22 protein-coding genes are annotated in these 22878 nt (G+C 51.5%); 21 read left to right on the forward strand and 1 reads right to left on the reverse strand.

The annotated features are described in order from the left end of the window. Positions 1-180 precede the first annotated feature (180 nt). The 21 genes from DW817_RS09825 to DW817_RS09925 all read left to right on the forward strand — a co-directional run bounded on the left by DW817_RS09825 (position 181) and on the right by DW817_RS09925 (position 17572). Positions 181-471, forward strand: coding sequence for a metal-sensing transcriptional repressor (locus tag DW817_RS09825; RefSeq protein WP_009014826.1), 291 nt, complete (start codon positions 181-183; stop codon positions 469-471). A 31-nt stretch (positions 472-502) separates the two neighbouring features. Further along, positions 503-703: a heavy-metal-associated domain-containing protein gene (locus tag DW817_RS09830; protein WP_021736937.1), complete on the forward strand. Its 201-nt coding sequence runs from the start codon at positions 503-505 to the stop codon at positions 701-703. A 65-nt stretch (positions 704-768) separates the two neighbouring features. After that, positions 769-1389 carry a flavodoxin family protein gene (locus tag DW817_RS09835; RefSeq protein WP_021736932.1) on the forward strand — a complete coding sequence of 207 codons (621 nt, stop codon included), beginning with the start codon at positions 769-771 and terminating at the stop codon, positions 1387-1389. Between the two features lie 216 nt (positions 1390-1605). After that, a complete protein-coding gene (locus DW817_RS09840) occupies positions 1606-2052 on the forward strand; it encodes an OmpH family outer membrane protein (RefSeq protein WP_226828427.1) in 447 nt (148 codons plus the stop codon). 207 nt (positions 2053-2259) lie between these two features. Then, positions 2260-3861: an OstA-like protein gene (locus tag DW817_RS09845; protein ID WP_120112333.1), complete on the forward strand. Its 1602-nt coding sequence runs from the start codon at positions 2260-2262 to the stop codon at positions 3859-3861. 58 nt (positions 3862-3919) lie between these two features. Beyond that, entirely contained in the window at positions 3920-4429 is a 510-nt protein-coding gene (locus DW817_RS09850; RefSeq protein WP_108911977.1) for an SIS domain-containing protein, read from the forward strand. Next, positions 4426-5904 carry a D-glycero-beta-D-manno-heptose-7-phosphate kinase gene (rfaE1, locus tag DW817_RS09855; RefSeq protein WP_021736941.1) on the forward strand — a complete coding sequence of 493 codons (1479 nt, stop codon included), beginning with the start codon at positions 4426-4428 and terminating at the stop codon, positions 5902-5904. The genes DW817_RS09850 and rfaE1 overlap by 4 nt, the downstream gene beginning before the upstream one ends. Then, on the forward strand, positions 5901-6866 hold the full coding sequence (gene rfaD, locus DW817_RS09860) for an ADP-glyceromanno-heptose 6-epimerase (protein ID WP_021736948.1): 966 nt from the start codon (positions 5901-5903) through the stop codon (positions 6864-6866). The genes rfaE1 and rfaD overlap by 4 nt, the downstream gene beginning before the upstream one ends. Before the next feature lie 5 nt (positions 6867-6871). Then, a complete protein-coding gene (locus tag DW817_RS09865; RefSeq protein ID WP_035224407.1) occupies positions 6872-7423 on the forward strand; it encodes a D-glycero-beta-D-manno-heptose 1,7-bisphosphate 7-phosphatase in 552 nt (183 codons plus the stop codon). After that, the gene (gene waaC, locus DW817_RS09870) at positions 7389-8441 is read left to right on the forward strand and encodes a lipopolysaccharide heptosyltransferase I (RefSeq protein ID WP_021736943.1); all 1053 of its coding nucleotides are present in this window, start codon (positions 7389-7391) and stop codon (positions 8439-8441) included. Before DW817_RS09865 ends, waaC begins: the two co-directional genes overlap by 35 nt. Beyond that, a complete protein-coding gene (locus DW817_RS09875) occupies positions 8434-9462 on the forward strand; it encodes a glycosyltransferase family 9 protein (RefSeq protein WP_021736934.1) in 1029 nt (342 codons plus the stop codon). Before waaC ends, DW817_RS09875 begins: the two co-directional genes overlap by 8 nt. A 21-nt stretch (positions 9463-9483) precedes the next feature. After that, the gene (locus tag DW817_RS09880) at positions 9484-9714 is read left to right on the forward strand and encodes a YdbC family protein (protein ID WP_021736929.1); all 231 of its coding nucleotides are present in this window, start codon (positions 9484-9486) and stop codon (positions 9712-9714) included. A gap of 116 nt (positions 9715-9830) precedes the next feature. Further along, positions 9831-11024, forward strand: coding sequence for a DUF3084 domain-containing protein (locus DW817_RS09885; protein ID WP_009014814.1), 1194 nt, complete (start codon positions 9831-9833; stop codon positions 11022-11024). Next, positions 11021-11422, forward strand: coding sequence for a Holliday junction resolvase RuvX (gene ruvX, locus DW817_RS09890; protein WP_009014813.1), 402 nt, complete (start codon positions 11021-11023; stop codon positions 11420-11422). The genes DW817_RS09885 and ruvX overlap by 4 nt, the downstream gene beginning before the upstream one ends. Before the next feature lie 307 nt (positions 11423-11729). Further along, positions 11730-13253: a polyphosphate--AMP phosphotransferase gene (locus tag DW817_RS09895; protein ID WP_014128330.1), complete on the forward strand. Its 1524-nt coding sequence runs from the start codon at positions 11730-11732 to the stop codon at positions 13251-13253. A gap of 2 nt (positions 13254-13255) precedes the next feature. Beyond that, positions 13256-14062 (forward strand): peptidoglycan editing factor PgeF, encoded by an 807-nt coding sequence (pgeF, locus tag DW817_RS09900; protein ID WP_021736930.1) that lies wholly within the window; start codon positions 13256-13258, stop codon positions 14060-14062. A gap of 22 nt (positions 14063-14084) precedes the next feature. Continuing rightward, a complete protein-coding gene (locus DW817_RS09905) occupies positions 14085-14789 on the forward strand; it encodes a YggS family pyridoxal phosphate-dependent enzyme (protein ID WP_021736931.1) in 705 nt (234 codons plus the stop codon). A gap of 14 nt (positions 14790-14803) precedes the next feature. Next, the gene (locus tag DW817_RS09910) at positions 14804-15301 is read left to right on the forward strand and encodes a cell division protein SepF (RefSeq protein ID WP_014128331.1); all 498 of its coding nucleotides are present in this window, start codon (positions 14804-14806) and stop codon (positions 15299-15301) included. Beyond that, a complete protein-coding gene (gene proC / locus DW817_RS09915; RefSeq protein WP_021736927.1) occupies positions 15289-16107 on the forward strand; it encodes a pyrroline-5-carboxylate reductase in 819 nt (272 codons plus the stop codon). Before DW817_RS09910 ends, proC begins: the two co-directional genes overlap by 13 nt. A gap of 2 nt (positions 16108-16109) precedes the next feature. Further along, entirely contained in the window at positions 16110-16895 is a 786-nt protein-coding gene (locus DW817_RS09920; RefSeq protein WP_021736935.1) for an RNA-binding protein, read from the forward strand. A 17-nt stretch (positions 16896-16912) separates the two neighbouring features. Continuing rightward, positions 16913-17572, forward strand: a complete 660-nt coding sequence (locus DW817_RS09925) for a histidine phosphatase family protein (RefSeq protein WP_009014806.1) — start codon at positions 16913-16915, stop codon at positions 17570-17572. Between the two features lie 109 nt (positions 17573-17681). Here DW817_RS09925 and DW817_RS09930 read toward each other — a convergent pair whose 3' ends face one another. Beyond that, positions 17682-22763: an S-layer homology domain-containing protein gene (locus DW817_RS09930; protein WP_243634121.1), complete on the reverse strand. Its 5082-nt coding sequence runs from the start codon at positions 22761-22763 to the stop codon at positions 17682-17684. Positions 22764-22878: the final 115 nt, after the last annotated feature.

Raw genomic sequence — 22878 nt, forward strand, 5'->3', positions numbered from 1 at the left:
AAAATGGGGTGAGGAAAGAATATTTCCTCACCCCAACATTTATTATAGAACCAGAAAAAGGCCGCAGGAACCCTTTCGGGCTTCCTGCGGCCTTTTTCGTCCTGAGGGGGCTGGTCTTGAAAGAGGGCTTGACAGATTGGAAGAAAATGAATACTATATACGTAACGGAGGTATAGTACTATGATGCACGAAAAAACCGAAAGGGATAAAGACTGCCGGGAATACAAGGATCTCATCAAACGCCTTAATCGAATTGAGGGACAGGTGCGGGGACTCAAACGGATGCTTGAAGAAGACCGTTACTGCGTGGATATCCTGACCCAGGTCAGTGCTATCAACAGTGGGCTCAATGCGTTCAATCGCAAGCTGATGTGTGATCATATCAAATCCTGTGTGGTTAACGATATCCGTGCCGGGGATGATACCGTCGTTGATGAACTTTGTGAAACCATGCAGAAACTCATGAAATGAGCCCATGGTTCTTGGGAAGGAGCCAAATAATATGGAAAAGATATTGAACGTCAAAGGAATGATGTGTGCTAACTGCCAGAAACATGTCCATGATGCGTTGCTTGCCATGGACGGCGTTTCTGCTGTTGACGTAAACTTGGAAAAGGGAACCGCAAAGGTAACAGCATCCCGTGAAATCCCCATGGATGAATTTAGATCCGTCATCAGCGAAGCCGGTTACGAACTGGCCTGAGTAAACTGATCTACAAACTGCTGCACAAGGCTGCAGCAGTTTTTCAATGTATAAGGAGAGATTATATGAAAGTCCTGCTGTTAAATGGCAGTCATCATCAAAATGGCAATACGGCACTGGCTCTTGAGGAAGCGGCAAAAGCCCTCGAGGCAGAAGGCGTCGAAACGGAGCTGTTTCAAATCGGGTCTGGGGCCATACAGGATTGCATCGACTGCGGAAAATGTACGGAAAAAGGATGTATCTTCACAGGTGATCCGGTCAATGCCTTCATTGCAAAAGCAAAGGAAGCCGACGGGTTTATCTTTGGCACGCCTGTCTATTATGCCCATCCTACGGGGCGCGTCTTGTCCTTCTTGGACCGTGTCTTTTATGCCGCAGGCGGTATCTTTCGCCTAAAACCCGGGGCGAGCATTGCCGTGGCAAGACGGGCCGGCACGACAGCGAGCGTTGATGTTATGAATAAGTATTTTACCATTGCTGAAATGCCCGTTGTCAGCTCTACCTATTGGAATGTGGGCCATGGCCTTGCTGCCGGGGACATCCTCAAAGATGCGGAAGGGCTCCAGACGATACGCAATCTAGGTAAGAACATGGCCTATCTTCTGAAGTGCCTTGAAGCAGGCAAAAAAGCCGGCATCGAGCTGCCTGGAACAAAGCGGGAGGTCTGGACCCACTTTATTCGCTAAGGCTGTCCTGCGCTGATGGTTCGGCGGTTTTGTTTCCAAAAAATTCACTTTTTCTGGAGTCATCCTGTCAGAAGATGACTGCGTCTTCATCCCGTCAATTGGGCATTTGGAGGCGCGGCAAGCAATGAGGTCTGGAAATTGTACATTCCCTTGCATGGCAATATTTGACATGATATAATGCAGGAAGTCGTTCAATTAACGCTTCATGAAGAAAGGATGATTCAATTGAAAAAGCAATTCATGGCAGTCGTCATTGCCCTTTTGGTATGCCTTGGGTATACTGGCGCCATGGTTCCGGCAACGGCCTTTGCTGCCGAAGCAACCATTGGGTATGTTGACCTTAACACGGTCTTTTCCCATCACCCTGATTTTGCCAGTGCTCGTGCTGCCCTGAATCTGGAACAGCAGAAGGCACAGCAGGAATTCCGGGAAAAAGCTCCCAGCCTTGATGACAACGGCAAACGGGCCTTGGACAACACCTTGACCGAGCGCATTGCCAAACGGGAACAGGAACTCTTCAACCCGATCCGTGAAAAGATTCTGAAGGCAGTCAGCAAAGTTGCCAAGGAACGCGGTCTTTCCACGGTCCTGACGAGCAGTGCTGTTGTTGACGGCGGCACGGACATCACCAAAGACGTCCTCAAAGCTGTTGGCGGAAAATAAAATGAGGGAAGAACCGTTGCTCTTGCAGCGGTTTTTCTTTATCCTGGAGCCAGTGATCTGGCGCTGTTTTCTTTTAGGCGCCCGCTTCATTGGCTCCATTTTATGATATAATAAAGAGAAGTATGACCAATCAGGGAAGTGATTTTTCCCTTTTCCATAGTTCATGCGCCGCATTGCGGAAATTTCATTGAGTGGAGGATATCCCTTATGAACCAAAAGGCACTTGCCTTACTCGTTACCATGATGGTATGCATGCCGAGTGCGGCCTACGCCGCTAGGGCATATGACGGCCAGCCCCTTGCCACTAAAAACGGTCCTGCCTATGAGCCGCAGACCGTCGATGATGTGGCCCGACGGGCCGCGCAAGCAGAAGCCATCCGCAAACTCCAGGATGAACCGGACCAGTTTGCGGAAGAGGCGGTTCAGGCCAAGCAGGAAAGTGAAAAAGAAAAGAAGGCCCGTCAGGAGCGGGGAGAGGACAAAGCGGCCAGTGAGTCCGATCTGCCTATCACCATTTATGGGGATCATGTCCTGTACCACTCCGATACAGGGGAATTTACAGCCAGCGGCAATGTGCGCCTCTATCAGGGCACGCAGCGGCTTTATACGACGGAAGCCCGGGGCAATGCTCTTACAGGCGATGTGTACCTGCTCCAAGGGGGCCGCATGATTGATCCCCCCAACACGACTGATTCCGATTGGGGCCATTATAATTTCAAGACCCAGACCGGGACCGTGCGCAACATGAAGGGAACGAACGGGGATGACCTCTACAAGGCGGATATTGCCCACATCTATAAAGATCATGTGGACCTAGACCAAGGGGCATCCGTAACGCGCTGCCCTGCTGTAGAGCATCCGCCATGCCTGGAAGTTAGGGCCGATCATGTGGTCATCTACCCCAATGACAAGATCATAGCCTATGGGGTCAAGGTCTACCTCAAGGGAAAGCACATCTATAGCCGCGACCGCTGGATCAACCGGCTGAACGATGGGGAAAGCAAGCAGAGCTTTGTGCCCCATATCGGCTATGATGAAGATCAGGGAATCAAGCTGCGTTACAATTATTCCTATGATTTCAGTGACCATAACACGCTGGACGCGGACATCAAATACTATTCCAAGATTGGTTGGCGTCCTATGTTTACGGATACCCAGGACGAACGGAATTACTATGTCCGTTATATGGAAGGCTTTGACGAGGACGATAACAACAACTGGATCCGCAAGATGCATGATATCAAGGTGGGGTATAAGCCACACCGGATTTCCGATTCCCTGCCCCTTTCGTATTCTGCCTACGCAAGCCATGGGCTCTGGAAGGATAACCGAATCAAGAGCTGGCACACGGAATATGCCGTCTTCCTGAACCATGATCCCATTACCCTCATCCATGGCGACCGCCCCCTGACCTTGGGTCTTGGTGTGGGCCGCAAATGGATCAATGAGAGCGAACGGGATTCTACCCGTAAGACCTGGCTTTATTCGGCAACCCTGCGCAAAAATCTGGGTGCTGGGTTTGACACCTGGTTGGGTTACTATTGGGAAAAGCGGCAGGCTTCCATCTTTGACTATGGCCGTCCCGATATGGACCGGGAAGTCCAATTTGGTCTTTCCAAGACCTTTACACCTCGTGACAATGTGACGTTCATGACGCGCTATGACGAGGCCGGTCACAATGTTTATGAGTATATCTGGAGATGGAGACACGATTTCTGCTGTTTCCGCCTGACCTTTGAATATCGTGACAAACGCTATAAAGGCGGCGATGATGAATGGAGTGTACAATATGAACTTTTCCGCTGGTAATGCACGTGAACTCATTGATGGCCGTTTTCTTGAACATGAAAAGCTCGTCCACCGCGTCATGGGGAGCAAAAAGCTGATGAAGGACCTGGAAGACGCGGCAGGACTTATGAAGATGACCCTTCTTTCAGGAAACAAGATCATGTTTTGCGGCAATGGCGGTTCCGCAGCCGATGCCCAGCATTGGGCGGCTGAAATCGTAGGCCGTTTCCAAAAGGAACGGGCTGGTATGGCAGGCCTTGCCCTGACGACGGATACGTCAATCCTGACCGCTGTCGGTAATGATTACGGCTATGACCGCGTCTTTTCCCGTCAGGTCGAAGGCTTGGGACGGGAAGGGGACCTTCTGGTCGGCATCTCCACGAGCGGCAACAGCAAAAACGTGGTAGAAGCCATTTTGATGGCGAAAAACATGGGCATCCGTACCTTAGGATTTACTGCCAAAGGCGGGGGCAAGATGGCGGAACTCTGTGATATCCTTCTTGCCGTCCCTACGGAAAATACGGCCCGGGCCCAGGAAATCCATGAAATCATGGGCCATATCCTTTGTGAATTGGTGGAATGGGAATGAACAGTCAATCTGTGATTGAATTATTGACCGAAAAAATTACGCATCTGCGCATTGCCGTGATTGGTGATGTTATGCTCGATCGCTACGCCTATGGGGAGGTGCGCCGCATATCCCCGGAGGCCCCGGTTCCCGTCACGCGTGTAAAACGCCTGACTTCCGTCTTGGGCGGTGCAGGCAATGTGGCGGCAAACTTGGCAGGCCTGGGGGTCCAGGTCTATGTGGCGGGCATGACGGGTGAAGACGATCACCGCCGCGTCCTTGAGAAGAAACTGCGGGAGCTAGGGGTTGATTACAGCGGCCTCATTGCTTCCCCAAAACGCAGTACCATTACCAAGATGCGTATCATTGGCGCGCGGCAGCAGATGCTGCGTCTTGACTTCGAGGAACCGGGGGATCTCCTGCCCGATGAGGAACAGGCTCTTCTCCAGTGGCTCCGCAAGCATCTTGATGAGGGACTTGACGGGATCGTCCTTTCGGATTATGCCAAAGGAACCTGTTCAGATCGTTTCTGCCAGATGGTCATCACCCAGGCAAGGGCGGCCCATGTACCGGTCCTTGTCGATCCCAAAGGGTCCGATTGGGCCAAGTATCGGGGCTGCGACCTCATTACGCCCAATGTCAAGGAAATGTGTGAAGCGGCAGGAAAGATTGTTCCCAATGTAACGCCTGCCTTGGTGGAACTGGCCCAACAGGCTCGCGAAACCTTTGATATCCGCTATGTGGTCGTCACTCGTTCGGAAAAGGGCGTCACCCTTGTTGGAAAAGATGACGTCATTACAAAAGCTGCCACGGCACAGGAAGTCTTTGATGTTTCTGGTGCAGGGGATACGGTTGCCTCCGTGCTGCTTGCGGCCATTTCGGGAAAGCTTTCCCTTGCTGATGCTTTGGAGTTATCCAATAAGGCGGCGGGGATTGTTGTTTCCAAGGTGGGGACCTATCCTGTCCATAAAGAAGAGTTGCTTCGTGAAATCCTTGCTGATTCGCAGCCGGAAAGCTTTGACTATCGCCCCATGACCTGGGACGAAATGGCTCGATTGACAAGGACCTGGCAGCAGGCGGGAGAGACTGTTGTCTTTACCAATGGCTGCTTCGATATTCTTCATGCCGGCCATGTGCAGTATCTGCAGCAGGCTGCCCAACTGGGAAATCATCTGATCATTGGTGTCAATACGGACGACTCCGTGCGCCGTCTCAAGGGACAGACGCGTCCTTTTAACCACGAAACGGATCGGGCAAGGCTGCTTGCCAGTCTCCGTGATGTCGACGCCGTGGCCTTATTTGGGGAAGATACGCCGACGGAACTGATCAAAAAGATTCGCCCCGATATTCTCGTCAAGGGCGGCGATTACAAGAAGGAAGAGGTGGCTGGCCGGGAATATGCACGGACGGTAGAAATCCTGCCCTTCAAGGAAGGCTATTCCACGACAGGACTTGTTGAAAAGATTGTTACGCTTGTGAAGGAGGGCAAACTATGATCATTGTAACCGGTGGTGCCGGTTTTATCGGCAGCAATATCGTGAAAGGCCTGAACGACCAGGGCAGGGATGACATCCTTGTTGTCGATAATCTGACCAATATGGTGAAATTCAAGAATATCCAGGGTCTCAAGGTCATGGATTACTGTGATAAGTTGGATTTTATCGAAGACGTAAAAAACGGCAAATGGAACCATGCGCCCATCGAAGTCATCTTCCACGAAGGCGCCTGCTCCGATACGATGGAATATAACGGTAAGTATATGATGGAAAATAACTTCCAGTATACAAAGACCTTGATGCACTTTGCCATGGATCGCAAGATCCCCTTCCTCTATGCTTCTTCCGCATCAACTTATGGCAGCGGTCAGAAGGGATTCCGCGAAGAACCAGCCTGTGAAGAAGCCCTCAATGTCTATGCTTTTTCCAAGCTCTTTTTTGACAACTATGCCCGCCGCTATTTTGACAAGGCGGAAAGCCAGATTGCAGGCTTTCGGTATTTCAATGTCTACGGGCCCCAGGAAAATCACAAAGGCAAGATGGCTTCCATGGTGCGCCAGATGTTCCTTCAGTGGCAGCAAGACCACGAGGTCAAGCTCTTTGGCGAATATGATGGCTATGGCCCGGGTGAACAGACGAGGGACTTTATCTACGTCAAGGATGTCGTCAAGGTACTTTTTTATTTCTGGCAGCATCCGGAACTAAAGGGTGTCTACAACTTGGGAACCGGCAAAGCTCACACTTTTAACGATATGGCAAAGGCCATCCTGGACTTTTTTGGCAGCGGAAAGCTCGTTTATGTGCCATTCCCGGAGGTCCTCAAGGGGAAATACCAAAGCTACACCCAGGCGGATACGACAAAACTCATTCAAACGGGCTATGATGGCGGATTTACGGATTTTGCCGAGGCCGTCAAGGAATACTGCGGCGTGCTCCAGGCATCTGATGGCTATTATCGCTAAGGAGGATGGCTGTGGGACAAAAAGCCGTATTTCTTGACCGTGACGGTGTCCTTGATGTGGACACGGGATATATCAGCCGTCCGGAGCAGGTCCAGTGGGTTCCCGGCGCCAAAACGGCCTTGGCACGGCTCCATAAGCTGGGGTATGCCGTCTTTGTCGTAACTAACCAAAGCGGGATTGCAAGAGGATACTACACCGTAGAGGACATGAAGGTCCTTCATGCTTTCATGGCAAAGGAAATAGAAAAAGCCGGCGGTCAGATCACCCATTTCTATTACTGTCCCCACCACCCGACGAAAGGGACCGTCAAGGAACTGGTACATCCATGTTCTTGCCGTAAACCCCAGCCAGGCATGCTCCTGCAGGCTTTTTCTGATTACGCCCTTTTGCGGGAAGGCTCCTTCCTCATCGGAGACCGCCAAAGCGATATTGACGCTGCCCTTGCAGCAGGCCTGCCGGGCTATCTCTTCCAGGAAGGGAATCTGGATGAATTTTTGCAAAAAATCTTGCGCATCGAGGCGAATGGACGTGGACTATCAGAACATCCTCATCATTAAAATGAGCTCCCTCGGGGACGTGATCCACACGCTTCCCTTTGCGGGTGCCTTGCGGCAGCGTTTTCCCAAGGCCCGGATCTCGTGGCTTGTCCATCCCCAGTTCGGCGCTTTTATTCCAGGACCTCCCATCATTGATGAGGTCCTTTATTTTGATAAGGCCGCGTTTAACAAAATGGATTTCAAGGGGAAATGGCGCACGCTGAAAAACTTGCGTCATACCCTCCGTGAAAAACACTTTGATCTGGTTATTGACATGCAGGGACTTTTCAAAAGTGCTGTCATGAGCCTTTTAACAGGGTCGGCAACCCGCATTGGCTATGGGGAGATGAGGGAAGGCAGCGGTCTTGTTTCAAAGGCCATCATTGGACCCCATATCAAGGATCATGTCATTGAGCGCTATCTTGATGTCGCACGGTTTTTGGGTGCGGATGTAAAGGAAGTGTCCTTTCCCATGCCGTCCCTCCAACTAGAAACGGAGACGGTCGAGAAGAAGCTTGCCGCTTTAGGCTTGGTTCAAGGGACGCCGTACATTGTCCTTGCTCCTGGCGCGAGGTGGGAGACCAAAAGATGGCCTGCCGGCCATTTTGCCAAGCTGGCCCAAAAGTTCATGGATGAAGGATACAGCGTGGTTCTTTGCGGCGCACCTGATGACGTCAAATTGGGGGAGCGGATCCGCGAACTGACCAATTATCCCAAACCGCTCTTTGATCTCATTGGCCGCACGAGCCTTCGTGAACTGGGGGCCCTCATCAAAGGGGCACTTTTTTATGTGAGTGCTGATACGGGGCCGCTGCATATTGCAACCGCTTTCAAGAAAGATTTGGTTGCCCTTTATGGACCGACCCGCCCGGACCGCACAGGTCCTTATGGGGATGCAGGAGCTGTGATCCTCGTAAGCCCTGAGCCTTGCGCCGGCTGCCTCAATAAAACCTGCAGTCACTGGACCTGCATGGCCGCCATTACACCGGACGTTGTCTTTCAGGAATTTCAAAAGAAAGTAGGAAAGAACCATGATTGACCTTTCCCATAAGAAAATCATCGTGACCTTCCTCATGCATCTTGGGGATCTTGTGCTGACGACGCCGTTTATCCACGCACTGAGAAAAGCGGCGCCTACGGCAGAAATTACCTACCTTGTGGATGATAAATTAAAGGATGTGGTTCTCCATAATCCTTATATCGACCATGTGTGGACCATCGACAAAAAAGGGCGGGACAATCATCTTCGGGCGCTTTGGGCCATGGGACAGAAAATCACAGACGGGAAGTTTGACGTTCTCATCAACCTTCACCCTAATGAGCGCTGTTCCTTTATCGATGCCGTGGCTCGGGTGCCTGTCAAAGTGGGCGCCAGTCATTTTCTTTTCCGCGGTTTTTTTGACCCCTGCATCAAGCTGGACCGCACCCTTCACGCCGCCGATATGTATCTTGATGTCCTTACCCGCTTGGGTGTGACCCATCTGGAGCATCGTGGTCTGGAAGTTTTCCCCGGCAAGGCGGATTACCAAAAAGCCGAGGCCTTTTGGCAGGGGGCGGGCCTATCCCCTGAAACGGGCCTAGTGGGCTTTAACATCGGAAGTGCCGTTGAAACAAAACGCTGGGCACCGGAACGCTTTGCCGCTGTCGCCGATACCCTTAAGGAAGAAGGCTATGAAACCGTCTTTTTTGGCGGACCCATGGACCGGGAGATGGTGGAGGCTGCTATTTCCAAGATGAAGACAAAGCCCCTTGTTGCCACGGGAAAGTTTTCTATTGGCGAACTGGCGGCTGCCATGAGCCGCTGTCAGCTCATTATCACCAATGACAGTGGACCCATGCATGTAGCCATCAGTCAAAAAGTCCCCATCGTAGCCATGTATGGACCGAGCCATCCTGATCTTTATGGACCCTATACGAAAGATGCCATCATTGTCAAAGCCATTCCCCCTTGTGATGGCTGCCGCAGCGGTATGAAGCATCACTGCGAGGATATGCGCTGCATGCGCCAGCTTACGGTGGACCAGGTCCTTGGTGCTGCCTATACGATGCTGCGGCGCTGAGACAAAAAAGGAGGAGAAGCGATGGCGGGAAAAGAATTCAGCTATGAAATCGTCAAACAGGTTGCTGTCCTTTCTAAAAGCCCGAAAGGGTGGACCAAGGAAGTCAATGTGATTTCCTGGAATGGCGGAACGCCAAAGTACGACATTCGCGACTGGGCGCCGGATCATAGTAAAATGGGAAAGGGCGTGACCTTATCGGTTGAAGAAGCAGTCCATCTCCTGAAAGCCCTTCAGGAAGAAAACCTTCTCTAAAAGGAAAAGTCACCCGTTGACTCTTTTTAGAGGCTTCGCTATAGTAAAGATAAGAAGGGGTTGATTCCCCAAGTGGTCCTTGTGACTACGACACCAATAAGAAGGGAGGACCGAATATGCTTGGCATTGTATTGATTCTTGTCCTTGCCCTCATGGGCGGGCTCATTGCTTATTTAGGTGACAAACTTGGCAGTAAGATTGGCAAAAAAAGACTCAGCCTATTCGGCCTGCGCCCTCATGACACCTCTGTCCTTATGACCATCATTAGCGGCATCCTTGTTGCTGCCATGACTATGGGCGTCCTGACCGTCAGCAGCAAGGAAGTTAGGACCGCGCTTTTTGGCATGAAAAAGCTTCAGGAAGAACTGCAGACCCTGACCGCTTCCCGTGATGAGGCAAAACGGGAGCTGTCGGCCCAAAGCACTACCATCAAGGAACTGGACCGCCAGATTGGTGAAGCGCAAAAAGCCCTGACCCAAGCAAAAAGCGAAAAAGAAGCGGCCGAAGCCCAAATGGAAGAAGCCCGCAGCAGCCTTGCTTCCATGCAGGCCCAGTATGAAGAGGCCAGTCAGCGTCTAAAAGCAGCCCAACGGCAAGCCGAGGAAGCCGAAAAAGCCCGTGACAACCTGCAGCGGGACGTCAAGGATCTGGAAGAACAGTCCCGGAAGCTCCGTGAAAATATCGTGACCATCCGGGAAGGCAACGTGGTCTTCCGCAGCGGGGAAATCCTTTTCTCCGGTTCCCTGCAGGGAGGACTCAGTAAGGAAGAAACCCAAAAAGAGATGGAAGCATTCCTGAATGCGGCCAACCATGCCGTGGGTGAACGGGTGGGAACGCCGCCAGGCACGCCCGTCATTTGGCTCAGCAAAGATTCTGTGGAACAAACGGCCCACGAGCTGTCCCAGCAGAAAGGGACCATGTATGTCCGGCTGTGTGCGGCTGGAAACATCCTTTCCGGGGAAGTGGTTGTCAGCCGGTTGGAAATGACCCCCAATACCATCGTCTATCATAACGGCGATACGATCCTGCGCCAAACCATTACGGTCAAACCCAATACAGAGCAGGTTGACCTTGCCTTGATGGCCTTTTTGAAGGATGTCAACCGCATGGCTCAGGCAGGTGGCGTCATTCCTGATCCCCTGACAGGGAAGGTGGGTGCTATCTCGAGCCGTGACCTTGTCCGTGCCAGCGAGCATATTTCCGAACTGGGCGGTCATGTGACCATTACGGCAAAAGCAAAACAGGATGTGACTGTTGCAGGCCCCGTGGTTCTCGAGTTCGTCATCCGTCCGGCGGAGGAAAACGAATGAAGAAGATTCTCGGCATCGATCCAGGAAAGGACAAGACAGGAGCCGCTCTGTGTGAGGAATCGGGAAAGATCCTTCGCTGTGAAGTGCTCCTCATGGAGCATTTCCTTGCATCCTTACAGAAATTCCTCGATCATGTGCCCGTAACGGAATGCGTCCTTGGAAATGGGACGACCAGTGCATCCATGCAAAAGACCCTCCTTGCAGCCTACCCGGATCTTGCCATCCACATCATTGATGAGGCCCACAGCACGGAAGAAGCACGGCAGCTATATTGGAAGCTGCATCCTCCCAAGGGCCTCATGAAACTCATTCCTTTGGGCATGCGCACGCCGCCGGGAAACATGGACGGCCTTGCCGCCGTGATCCTCGTGCAGCGCTATCTTTCAAGCAAAAAATAGAGTTATCCCTCTGACCGTAGTGGGTCAGAGGGATTTTTTAGGTTCTTTGTCAAATGTTGGGCCACAATCTGGGAAGGCAACTGGCTAATAGCCTGCACCTATAGCCGGTTCAGGAATGATTAGCTAAGAGGCATTTTCATTGCGCATGTTGTAATGATTACGGCCGTGGGCAGCGCGTGCAGATCATTGATCCACTTTGCATACCAAGCAAAAACCACGGGAACCCTTCCTTTCCCTAGGAAAAAACAGTATAATAAAGTATTGAACATCAATCTCCAATGGCTGATCAGCAAAGGAAGCGATGCCGATGTTAAATCAGATCGATTTGTCTAAAAAGACGCCCAAGGGCACCTATGCCAAGCAGTTTGACAAGAAAAGTGCGGAACTGGGCTATTTGGGCCGTGCCCTGCGCGATGCCAAGGTGCCGGTCATTATCCTTTTTGAGGGATTCCGTGGGACTTATCGGGGAAAGCTCATCAACAAGGTCATCAGCGCCCTTGATCCGCGCGGATTCCGGGTGTATTCCGCGTCAAAGACGACGGAGCGGCAGAAGATGAGTCCCTTCTTCACCCAGTTCTGGAAAGAGCTGCCCCCTATGGGCGGAATCAGTATCCATCACCGTGCCTGGTATTTTCTCCGCAATGAACATGATGTAGGTGATCCGGACGAGGCAGCGGAATGGTACAATGTGCCTTTTCATGAAATCAACGATTTTGAACGGACCCTCTATTTGGGCGGGTATCGTATAATCAAGCTTTTTACCCATATTTCTCAAAAGCAGCAGGAAAAGAATATCGCCAAAGACAAGGATTCCCTGGGAAGCCGCTGGGAAGCCCTGACACCGGCTGGTATCGAAGGTGTTGACTATAAGGCTTACCGCAATGTCTACGAAAAGATGCTGACGGAAACAAATACGGTCTATGCACCGTGGCATGTCATTCCGATGGAAGATGTGCGGACTGGTATCCTTGAGACCATGGATGTCCTTATCAGTGAGTTCAAGGCGGCTTTATCGGCGGCAGAGACCCAAAAAGAAAGCTCGCAGGCACCGCTGTCCTATGCTTCCGATCCCTCCATCCCGTCCATCTTGGCGCGCTATGACTGCAATAAGGATATGGACGAGAAGACCTATGATGAAAAGCTTAAAAAATACCAGAAACGGCTGGCAGAGCTTCAGGTGGAACTTGCCAAACGGAAAATCAGTACGGTTGTGGCTTTTGAAGGCTGGGATGCAGGCGGCAAAGGCGGGGCCATCAGACGCCTGACATCGGCTTTGGACCCTTTGGGGTACAAGGTCAATCCTGTAAGTGCGCCGAATGATATCGAAAAAGCCTATCATTATCTCTGGCGCTTTTGGACCAAGATTCCGGAACCGGGAGAAATCGCTGTCTTTGACCGTACGTGGTACGGCCGCGTCCTTGTCGAACGGGTGGAGCATTTTACGCCCGTAAAGGACTGGAAACGGGGCTACGAGGAAATTAACGAAATGGAAGAGGAATGGGCAAAGCAGGGCTTCATTGTCCAGAAGTTCTGGATGCATATTGATCCGGATGAGCAGTTCCGCCGCTTCAAGGCCCGTGAGGAAGATCCTGATAAGACGTGGAAAATTACGGCAGAAGATTGGCGCAACCGCGACAAGTGGGATGCTTATGTCGATGCCGTCAATGAAATGCTTTACCGGACTGATACCCCTTATGCCCCATGGACCGTGGTTGAAGGCAATAATAAATACTATGCCCGCCTCAAGGTCATGAGCACCATGATCGACCGTATGGAAAAGGCCTTGGCTGCGGTTGATGATAAGGCTGGCAGCAAGGCAAAGAAAGGCTGATTATGGAGACGTTCTGTTATGAAACAAAAGAAGGCGTGACCTATGGCTATTTCCCGGTTTTGCGGGAAATGGGCTTTGAGAACGCCTTTACCTGTATGGAGGGCGGGGAAAGTGCCATCCTTCCCCATACGCTTAATATGGCCCTTCACGTGGGGGATGAAGCGGCGCTTGTTATAAGGAACCGGGAAAAAGCGGCCCGCGCCCTTTCCATTTCGCTTGACCGCACGGTGACCTGCGCCCAGATCCATGGGAGCCAGATAGCAGTGGTAGATGCCGCCCAGGCTGGCCGTGGGGCAAGGGACTTTGGAACGACTCTTGCCGGTGTGGATGGCCTTGCATCGGGTGAAAAGGATCTTCCCCTCATGCTTTTTTATGCGGACTGTACACCCATCATGATTGTGGATCCCGTCCAAAAAGGAGCAGCCCTGCTGCATGCTGGCTGGCGGGGTACAGTGGGTGCCATCGGGCCCAAGGCCGTTTCTGTCATGAAAGAGACGTTTCACAGTCAGCCCCGGGACCTTGTTGCGGCCATTGGTCCTTCCATTGGTCCCAAGGATTATGAGGTTGATGACAGGGTGCGTAACGCGGCGCCTGGCTATGAAGCGTTCTTTATCCAGACGCGGCCCCATCACTATTTGATGGATCTATGGCACCTTAATGCAGCGATGCTCCAAAAAGCAGGGATCCCAACAAACCAGATTTATCTTGCTGGAGTATCGACCTTTTCCTCTGACCACTATTTTTCCTATCGCCGTGATCATGGCCGGACGGGAAGGCTTGCTGCCATTTTATTTCAACGTGGAAGGTAAAACTCGTAAGGAGATGTTGTGCATGCTTTCGGAAAAACTTGCCTCAGTTCAGAAAAAAATCGATGAGGCCTTGGCTCTTCGCAAGGAAAAGAAGGTGACAGGGGATACGGTGACCATTCTTGCTGTCACTAAGAACCATCCCCCTGAGGTGGTTACGGAGGCCCTTGACGCAGGGCTTACGGAAATTGGGGAAAACCGGGTCCAGGAGGCGATGCATAAGCAGGAAGTCCTGCCGAAAAGAGGTCATTGGCACCTTATTGGTCATCTCCAGACCAATAAGGCTAAACATGCGGTAGAACATTTTGACCTTATTGAATCGGCGGACAGTGCCAAGATCTTGACCCATCTGGATAGGGCGGCCGAACAGGTTGGCAAGGTGCAGGATGTGCTGCTTCAGATCAATGAAGCGGGGGAGAGCCAAAAAAGTGGCTTTCAACCGGCCGATTTCAGGGCCATTGTAAAAACGCTGGATGCTTATCCTCATCTGCGTGTCCGCGGCGTCATGGTCATTGCCCAGGCAACGGACCAGGTGGAAGAAACGCGTCCTGTTTTCCGCGCGGGGTATGAGGATTTCCTTTTCCTCAGGGACGCACTCAAGCATAAAGATGTCAACATCCTTTCCATGGGCATGACCCATGATTATTGGATTGCCGTAGAAGAAGGCGCCAATGAAATCCGTGTGGGTTCCGCTCTTTTTGGTGCCCGCGACTATACCCTCAAATTTTAAGGAGAGAAGATTCCATGAAATTTTTCGATAATATCATGCGTGCCATCGGCCTCAAGGAAGAAGAGGACAACGAATTCGAATTTGACGATGAAAAAAAGGACAATGTCGTGCCTATGTTTGGCACCAAAAGTTATGGCAGCGAAAGTCATCGCGGTTATGAAACAAACCGCTATGAAGAGTCACGTCATACGGGACGGGACAATCTCATTGCCATGCCCCATGCGCAAAAATCCGTGAGCGTTGTCGTCGTGGAACCCATTGGTTTTGACGAGGTCCAGAAAATGGCGGATTACCTGCGTAATAACCAGCCTGTGGTGATCAACTTTGAAAATACGGATAACGATGTGCGCAAACGTATTGTGGATTTTATCAGTGGCACCATCTATGCCCTTGATGGGTCTTTGCGCAAAGTTGGACGCAATATCATGGTCTGCGCACCGCAAAATGTTGAAATCGACGTGGAAAATACGAATTACACAAGTGAAAGCGAGGCTGAACCATGGGAGAGATAAATCCAAAGATTGCTTTTATTGGCTGCGGAGCGATGGGAGAGGCCATCTTAAAGGGTATGCTCCTGGGAAATGTCGCTTCTGAATCCGATATTGCCCTTTCCGTCCCTTCCCAAAAGAGCCAGGACCGGCTGCGCGCGTCCTATCCAAAGGCCGCTGTTTACGGAAAAAATGAAGAGGCTGTACAGGGTGCTGACCTTGTCATCCTTGCTGTAAAACCGCAGATGGCCCATAAGGCTGTCACGGCAGACATGCTGGAGACCCTTCCAAAGGAAGCTGCAATCCTTTCCATCATGGGAAGTTTTGACCTTGCAAAGCTTCACGCTCTTGTGCCGGCCCACGCCGTCATCCGTGCCATGCCCAATACCCCCCTTGCCGTTGGCATGGGGATGACGGCCCTTACCGCCGATGACGCCGTGACCGAAGACATGAAGGCCTTCGCGGGGACCATCTTCAATTCCTGCGGCGAGGCCATTTGGGTTGATGAAAGCGCCATGGAAGCCATTACGGCCATCAGTGGCTGCGGACCGGGTTACTTTTTTGTAGTCATGGATGCCCTCGCTGACGCGGGTGTCATGGCAGGCCTTCCGCGTGCCCTTGCCATCAAGCTTGCCGCTGCCACCATGGCAGGAAGTGGCATGATGGGTCTTAAGACAGGCCTTCACCCCGCCCAGCTGCGCGATCAGGTGACAAGTCCCGGGGGTACGACCATTGCAGGCATCAAGGCCCTTGAAAATCACGGAGTGAGAGGAGCGTTCTATGACGCTGTCGATGCTGTTTTGAAGCGAAGTGCAGCGCTCAAGAAATAACTATGGCAGATCGAGAAAAAATCCTTAGATTCTTTAAAGCCGGCGGAGACGAGGAACTGGCGGGAAAACTTATTGACCTTGCAGACCAGGCCCGCCGCAATCGCCGCTATATGGTCAGTGATTTCATGGATCCCCATGGCATCAATGTGGCCGATATTGTCGCGTCAAACTATACACAGATTACTATGAAGAGCTTCGGGGGCTTTCAAAATGCCGAACGGATGCGTATTGCCTATGTTGTGGACGATTTTTATGGTGAACCGGATTTTTGCATTGCGGCCCTTCTTGTAACCTGGGACAAACGTTATTATGATGTGGGTCACCGCGATGTTCTGGGAGCTTTTACGGGTATGGGCTGCAGCCGGGATATCTTGGGAGACATTGTCTTTACCGACGAGGGAGCCCAGATGGTTGTTGACAAGACCATGGTCCCTTTTATCCTTTCCAACTTGACACAGATCGGGGCGGCCACGGTAGAAGTAAAGGAAATTCCCCTAACGGAGCTCAAGGAAAAGGAGCAGCGTGTCAAGGTCATTTCCGCCACCGTTTCAGCCCTTCGGCTGGATGCTGTCGCGGCAGCTGGCTTTGGCGTTTCCCGTTCCCGCATGGCCGAGGAAATCAAGGGGCAGAATGTGCGCGTCAATTGGCAGGACGCCAAAAATCCTTCCCAGCTTGTCAAGGAAGGGGATGTGATTTCCTTTAGAAGCCGAGGCAGGGCAGAACTTGCTGAAGTGCGCGGTACTACCAAAAAAGGTCGTATGGCCATTACCATGAAGCGGTATCTCTGATTGGGAGGAGGCCCATTATGATTCTACTCATCCGTCACGGTGAAGCAGAGCATCACGTCAAGGCCCTTACTGGTGGCTGGACTGATTCATGCCTTACGGCAGACGGCAAGGTCCAAATGGAGAAACTGGCAGCGGTCCTCAAAAAGGATTTTGCTGGAAGGAAACCACCCCGTTTGGCAGCAAGTGACCTGCAGCGCTGTCAGCTAGGCGCGGCCATCCTTAAAAAGGCGCTTGGTATCAAGGAAATGATCCTTTTTGAGGCCTTGCGTGAAAAAAATAATGGAAAGGCTGCCGGCAAGAGCGTCATTGCCGCAAAGGCTTTTTACCATGCTCCAAAAACGGGACGCGAACTTGATCATCGCAATTATGATGAAGGGGAGACGCGGCGGGAGTTCTATGAGCGGACGATTGATGGGATAAAGGATGTCCTTTCTGGGACGGAAGACCTTATCATCGTCGCCCATAAAGGATCTATCCAAAATATCCTTTTCTACTGGATGGGCTATTCCATTGATGAAGTGGCTTTCAAGAAAGTGTCCTTTGATATCCGTCCGGCGTCGCTTACGATGATTGGTATCAATAAGTGGGATGAACATGCCATCTTCCTTTTGAATGACCTTTCCTATCTGCGAAGTGATGAGAAAATTGGCCTCTTTGATTTTCCAATCAAGCGATAACACGTAAAACAAGGCTCCGTGAAGTAGTTTTACTTCACGGAGCCTTGTTTTTATGGGGAAATTGCAGTCTTCCGAAAGGGCGGGAAGGTCGGGGCCCATCCAACCCGGATTATTTACCGGCCTGAATCGGTTTATTTACGCGGACACGTTCAATGGTTGGGTTCCCGTTCCGGTCTTTCTGAATCGTGTCGATACGGATGTACTTCAGTTCCGGTGAGAAGTCCTTAACTAGACGGCTCAGTTCCGGATCGGTGGAAGCCATGCCGCTTTGGACGATGCGGTAGACGATGGCGGCAAATTCATAGCGGCTCATCATGCGATTGCCCTTGAACTCGCCATCGGGATAGCCTTTGAGGACGCCGTTACCGGCAAGCTTTGTCACATATTCATAGGCCCAATGGTTTTCTGCCACGTCAGGGAAGAGCTCGCTCTTCATGGGATCGATCTTAAAGCCATGGACGGCTTTAAGCTGGGCAATTTCCGCACTTTGTTCAGCAAGCGCCTTGCGCATATCGCGGATTTCCTTTGCCATGGCAACGCGGGAATTGGAGACGTTGTTGTTTTGGCCCAATTTAAAGGTGACGCCAGCATTGACCATGTTTTCACCACCGCCCATGGAGCCGCCGACGCTGAACATGACATCTTCAGTCGGACGATAGAAAGCCCCGAAGGCAACGGCGTGGCTGCCGCGGTAGTTGCCGTAGCCGCCAGCAAAATCCCACTTGTCATCTGGATCGAAGTCGTTGGGGTGGAGAGCGGCAAGGGCGGCCGCATTGGCACCGGCATGGCTGATCCGATTGTCAAGGTTGTTGATGCGGCCATCAACCCGGTTGAATTCCTGCTGGACATCGATGTTCATGCCGCGGAGCTGGCTGACGTTGACCGCATCGGTCGGCGCTGTACCAGGCGCAACGTTGTGGATCTGGTTCTGGTCCATGTCGATGTTGGTCCCGTTTTCGACCTTGAATTCACCGCCTTTGACGGTGAGGTTATTAGTCGTGACAGACTGACTCGTTACGGAGTTCAGGTTCGTCAAATCCGAAGCAAGCTGAACATGGAAGCCAGCAGCTCCGTTATCCGCTGTAAAGCTGCGGACGCCGATGTTGTTGTCAGTAAGCGTGCCCGAAGCTCCGCCCTTTAAGGTGAGCTGGGTATTGAGGACCCGGTCCACTTTGGTGCTGTCATCGCCGATGAAGGAAAGACCATCTTCCATGGTGGCAATGGCATAGGTCGATTCAGCCGTCTCCGTGCCAGATGCTGCGGCGCGCAGGCGAGAAGAGGAATTTGCCGTTCCGGATAGGGCCGCACGATGGATGGTCGCACTGCCGTCCAGGGAGGAAGAAGCTTCCGTAGCTGTGAGTTTGGCCGTTTCCTGTCCCTGATTGTTCTTGAGTGTCAAGGACCCGTCTTGGGTATCACTGCCAAGGACCACATCTTTGTTCAGCTTGACAATCATGGCCTGATGTTCACTGTCTGCAACAACACCAATGTTGCCGTCGGTGAGCTGCTGCTTAAGGCCTTCTTCTGTCGTAACGGAATTGCCTGCAAGATCTTTCGTCTGGCCGACGATGTTGATGTGACCGTCAGATCCTACATTGACTATATTCTTGTCATCTGTAAGATTCGAGTTATCTCCCAAATAGTGATGATCGCGCGTTGCATAGTAGAGCTGGGAACCGTTCACGGCATCGGTACTGTCTTTACCGACAAGACCGGCGGCAACGTTCTGGACGCGGCGATAATTTCCTTCGCTTCCTACCGTAACGACGCCTGTGGCTTCCGAACCCGCAAATGTTGCTGTTTCCCCGCTGCGGGTTGTGTAGTTGGCGTCCTTGCTGTCATAGTTGTATGTCCCCACGCCGGACGTTGTTTCATCGGCTGTCTTTTTGGCGGAACTGCCGGAACCAATGTAGGCGGAATTGCCCACCGTCGCATTGACATCACTTCCCAGGATCTGGATGTTGTTCATATCTGCTTTACGTCCTTGGAGGGGGATGTCGACAGTGTTGTTGTTGCCAACAATATTGATGTTCTCGGTCTTATTGGCTGCGTCATCCACATTGCGCCCCTTGATCGTATTGTCAAACCCGTCAATCGTGATGCCCTTCAGGCTGCCAGCTTCTGCCATCTGAGAGGCCTCTCCCAATACCTTGTTATTGGACCCGCTGATCTGGACATCCGTGATAGTAAACCCTTCGTTTTCCTGGCTGATGGTATTGCCGTTGCCTACCGCGTGAGCGTCCGTAACAGATCCTTTATGTTCGTCTTGGTTATTATAAATGGCTGAAATCTTGTTATTGTTGCCAATGAGTCCCGATTCGTAAATCGGATTAGAGGGACCATCGCCCGTGTTATCCATGGTATTTCCTGTTCCAAAGGCATGATTTCGATCACCTTCTACTGTGTTGTGAGCGCCTACGACGGTAGATGTCGAACCATTGACTTTGGTGCTGGTCCCCACCGCAATCGAGTCGGTTGCGCTGGCGTCCGTCCCGGATTCTTTACCAATGGAAATGGAACCATTGCCGGCAGCAACGGCCTGATCTCCTGCTGCGATGGAGCTGTCCCCGGAAGTCTCGGCATAATAACCAATCGCAATGGAATGATTCCCTTGATTGGAACTTTCATTATTTTCGTTGACCTGGTTGTAGTTGGTCGCTCTCGTCCCAATGGCAATGGAATGATCGGTCTGTGCAATCGATCCCGACCCAATGGATACGGAACGTTCCCCCTTTGCTTCTGTTAAATGGGTACTGTCGCCTGGGTCAGTTGACTTGATGGGCCCTTCGGAGCCGATGGCAATGCTGCCGGCTCCTGTTGATTTTGTGTTATTGCCTATGGCAAGGGCGTCATCAGCCTGAGCCGCAGTCCTCGGCCCAATTGCCATGGCGTTTTTGTTGTCTGGACTCGTTCCGTCATTGCTTTTATTTCCCGTGCTCGTATTTTCATTGGAACTGACAGAAAAATACTTTTTCGACAGGGCTTCAATACTGCTGTTAAGGTTGCTGATCTGTTGATCGACATAGTTTTTGGTGACATCGCCGGAAGAAGTGCCGCCAGATGGAATTTGGGACATCGCCGTTTTTAACTGACGCACGGTCACGGCATCACTGTCAAGAGAGCCGTCTGCTACGTTGGAAATACGGCGCAGATTTTCGCTTGTCCCGACGGAAACATAACTGGAAGGGGCGATTTGCTGCGTTAGATAGCCCGTTCCAGAAACAATGGCTTGGGCATCCGAACCAGACCCAATGGCAACATTTCCGTTTTTGGCAACGGAATTATAGCCAAAGGCAATACTGCCCGTATCATAGGCGTGAGCGTTATCTCCAAAGGCCATTGCATATTGCCCGTTTGAAAGGGCGGCCCGCCCAATGGCTGTGCTGTTACTGTAGGAGGTTGCATTGGCGCCAATGGCGATGGCGTATTGTGTGGTGTCTGTTCCGCTTATTTCAGAAAAATTATTGGCTTTGTAACCAATGGACACATTATAGCCATTTTGCGGATTATCCAGGGTTTGTTCCGTTTTGAATCCCTGACCTGCCTCGGAGCCAATGGATACATTGTAGTTGCTGTGGACATTGGAACCTGCTTTATCACCGATTGCGACATTTGCTGTTCCTACCACATTTTGTCCTGCTGCAACACCAATGGCAATGAGGGAACCATCTACATTGGCCCTTTTTGCATCTGATCCCACGCCAGCGAGATTCCCGATGGAAATATCGCCGCCGCTGGTCGCTACAGCACCATTACCAAAGGCTTGGGCGTTGGGCGCACTGCTGGTTGCACCAAATCCTATGGCAAGAGAGTCTTCGCTGGCCTTGGCATTATTTCCCAAAGCCATACTGTTTTTTTCAGAGAATGCTTTGTAGCCGATAGCAATGGCGTCGGCTTTATCAGCGTTTGCGTTGGACCCAATCACTATGGCGTGAGTCGCATTATTATTCACCTTTGCGTTATAGCCAATCGCAATGGCTTCATTTGTTGTATTTCCATTGAGGTTATCTGCTGCAATGGTGGCACCTGCACCAAGGGCGAGGGAGTAGCTTGCTCCATATACTTTGGCATCGCTGCCGATGGCGAGACTTCCTTTGGAAGCAACCGTTCCGGATCCGTCAATGGGCACGTTCTGAACTTCCGCATTGTGCCCAATGGCGATGGCGTCATTGCCGCGGGCGTTGGACAAGGTCCCAATGGAGATGGAATCAACACCGCCTTGATTGGTTGCCGTGTCAGAGCCAAGGTCTGCTCCCATGTCAGCAGTCGCCCCCGTAATGGCTCCCTGACCGATTGCGATGCCGCGGCTTGCCGTCGATTTTGTCACAGCTCCATCACCCAACGTGATGCTCTGGTTGGCCTTACTGTTGGCATTCGGACCAATGGCAACGGAGTTTCCGCCTTCCGCCTTGGCTTCACCGTCCGTCATGGTCGTTGTCTTTGTTTCAGTCGTTCCATCTTCCTTGGTCATGGTTTCTGTATAGGAAGACGTGGACGATTTCGTCTTGAAATATTTGGTTAGCCCTGACTGCCCCGTGATGGTCCCACTTTCGTCTGTCTTAAATCCCAGGGAATCAGCAAGTTCTTTGATCTTGCTTCGATTTTCATTGATTTTTGAGCGGTTTGTTCCAATCGCAGTGGCATTTTCTGATACTCTGGAGCTAAGCGTATCAAGGTCAGATTGATCGGCCTTTCCCGAAAGGGATGCTTGTGCGGCAGCAATATCGGTTTTATTTTTTGCGATATCGGTTTTGTTTTGATCAATGGCCGCTTTATTGGCAGCGACCTTCTCATTTGTCGCCGTATCAGCCGCTTTTCGTTCTGCTGTCTCTTTATTTAGGTCTGTTTGTTCCGCCTTACCGGAAATTGAGGCCTGCTGCGCTTCGACTGTTCTTGTAACGGCGCGGATCCCAGACTGATTGCTTTCAATGGCTGTTTTGTTGGCCGCAATATTGGTCTTGTTCTGCGCAATGGCGGCACTATTGGCAGCGACTTGTTCTTCCGTCGTTGCTGCATAAGACGGAAGTGGGGCGGCGATGAGACTTGCCCCGATAAGGCACGACAAAACGAGACCGCGTAGGAGGCTGCGCCGTCCCTGACGCTCAGCACGGGTAAATCCACCGCTGATTTCGGAGACGACTTGGACCAATCGTCTTTTCTTGTTGTAAATGACCTTATACGCTCTGTTCATATGAAATTTCCCCCTTTTTTTGATGAAAGGCGCTGTCACATGTGGGCCGCAGAAAGCGGCTTTGGGCCTTACTAGAAAAAATCCCCATAATATATTATTAGAAGCTTATGAAACA

The sequence above is a fragment of the Acidaminococcus sp. AM33-14BH genome, assembly GCF_003603525.1.
GTDB lineage: Bacteria > Bacillota > Negativicutes > Acidaminococcales > Acidaminococcaceae > Acidaminococcus > Acidaminococcus intestini.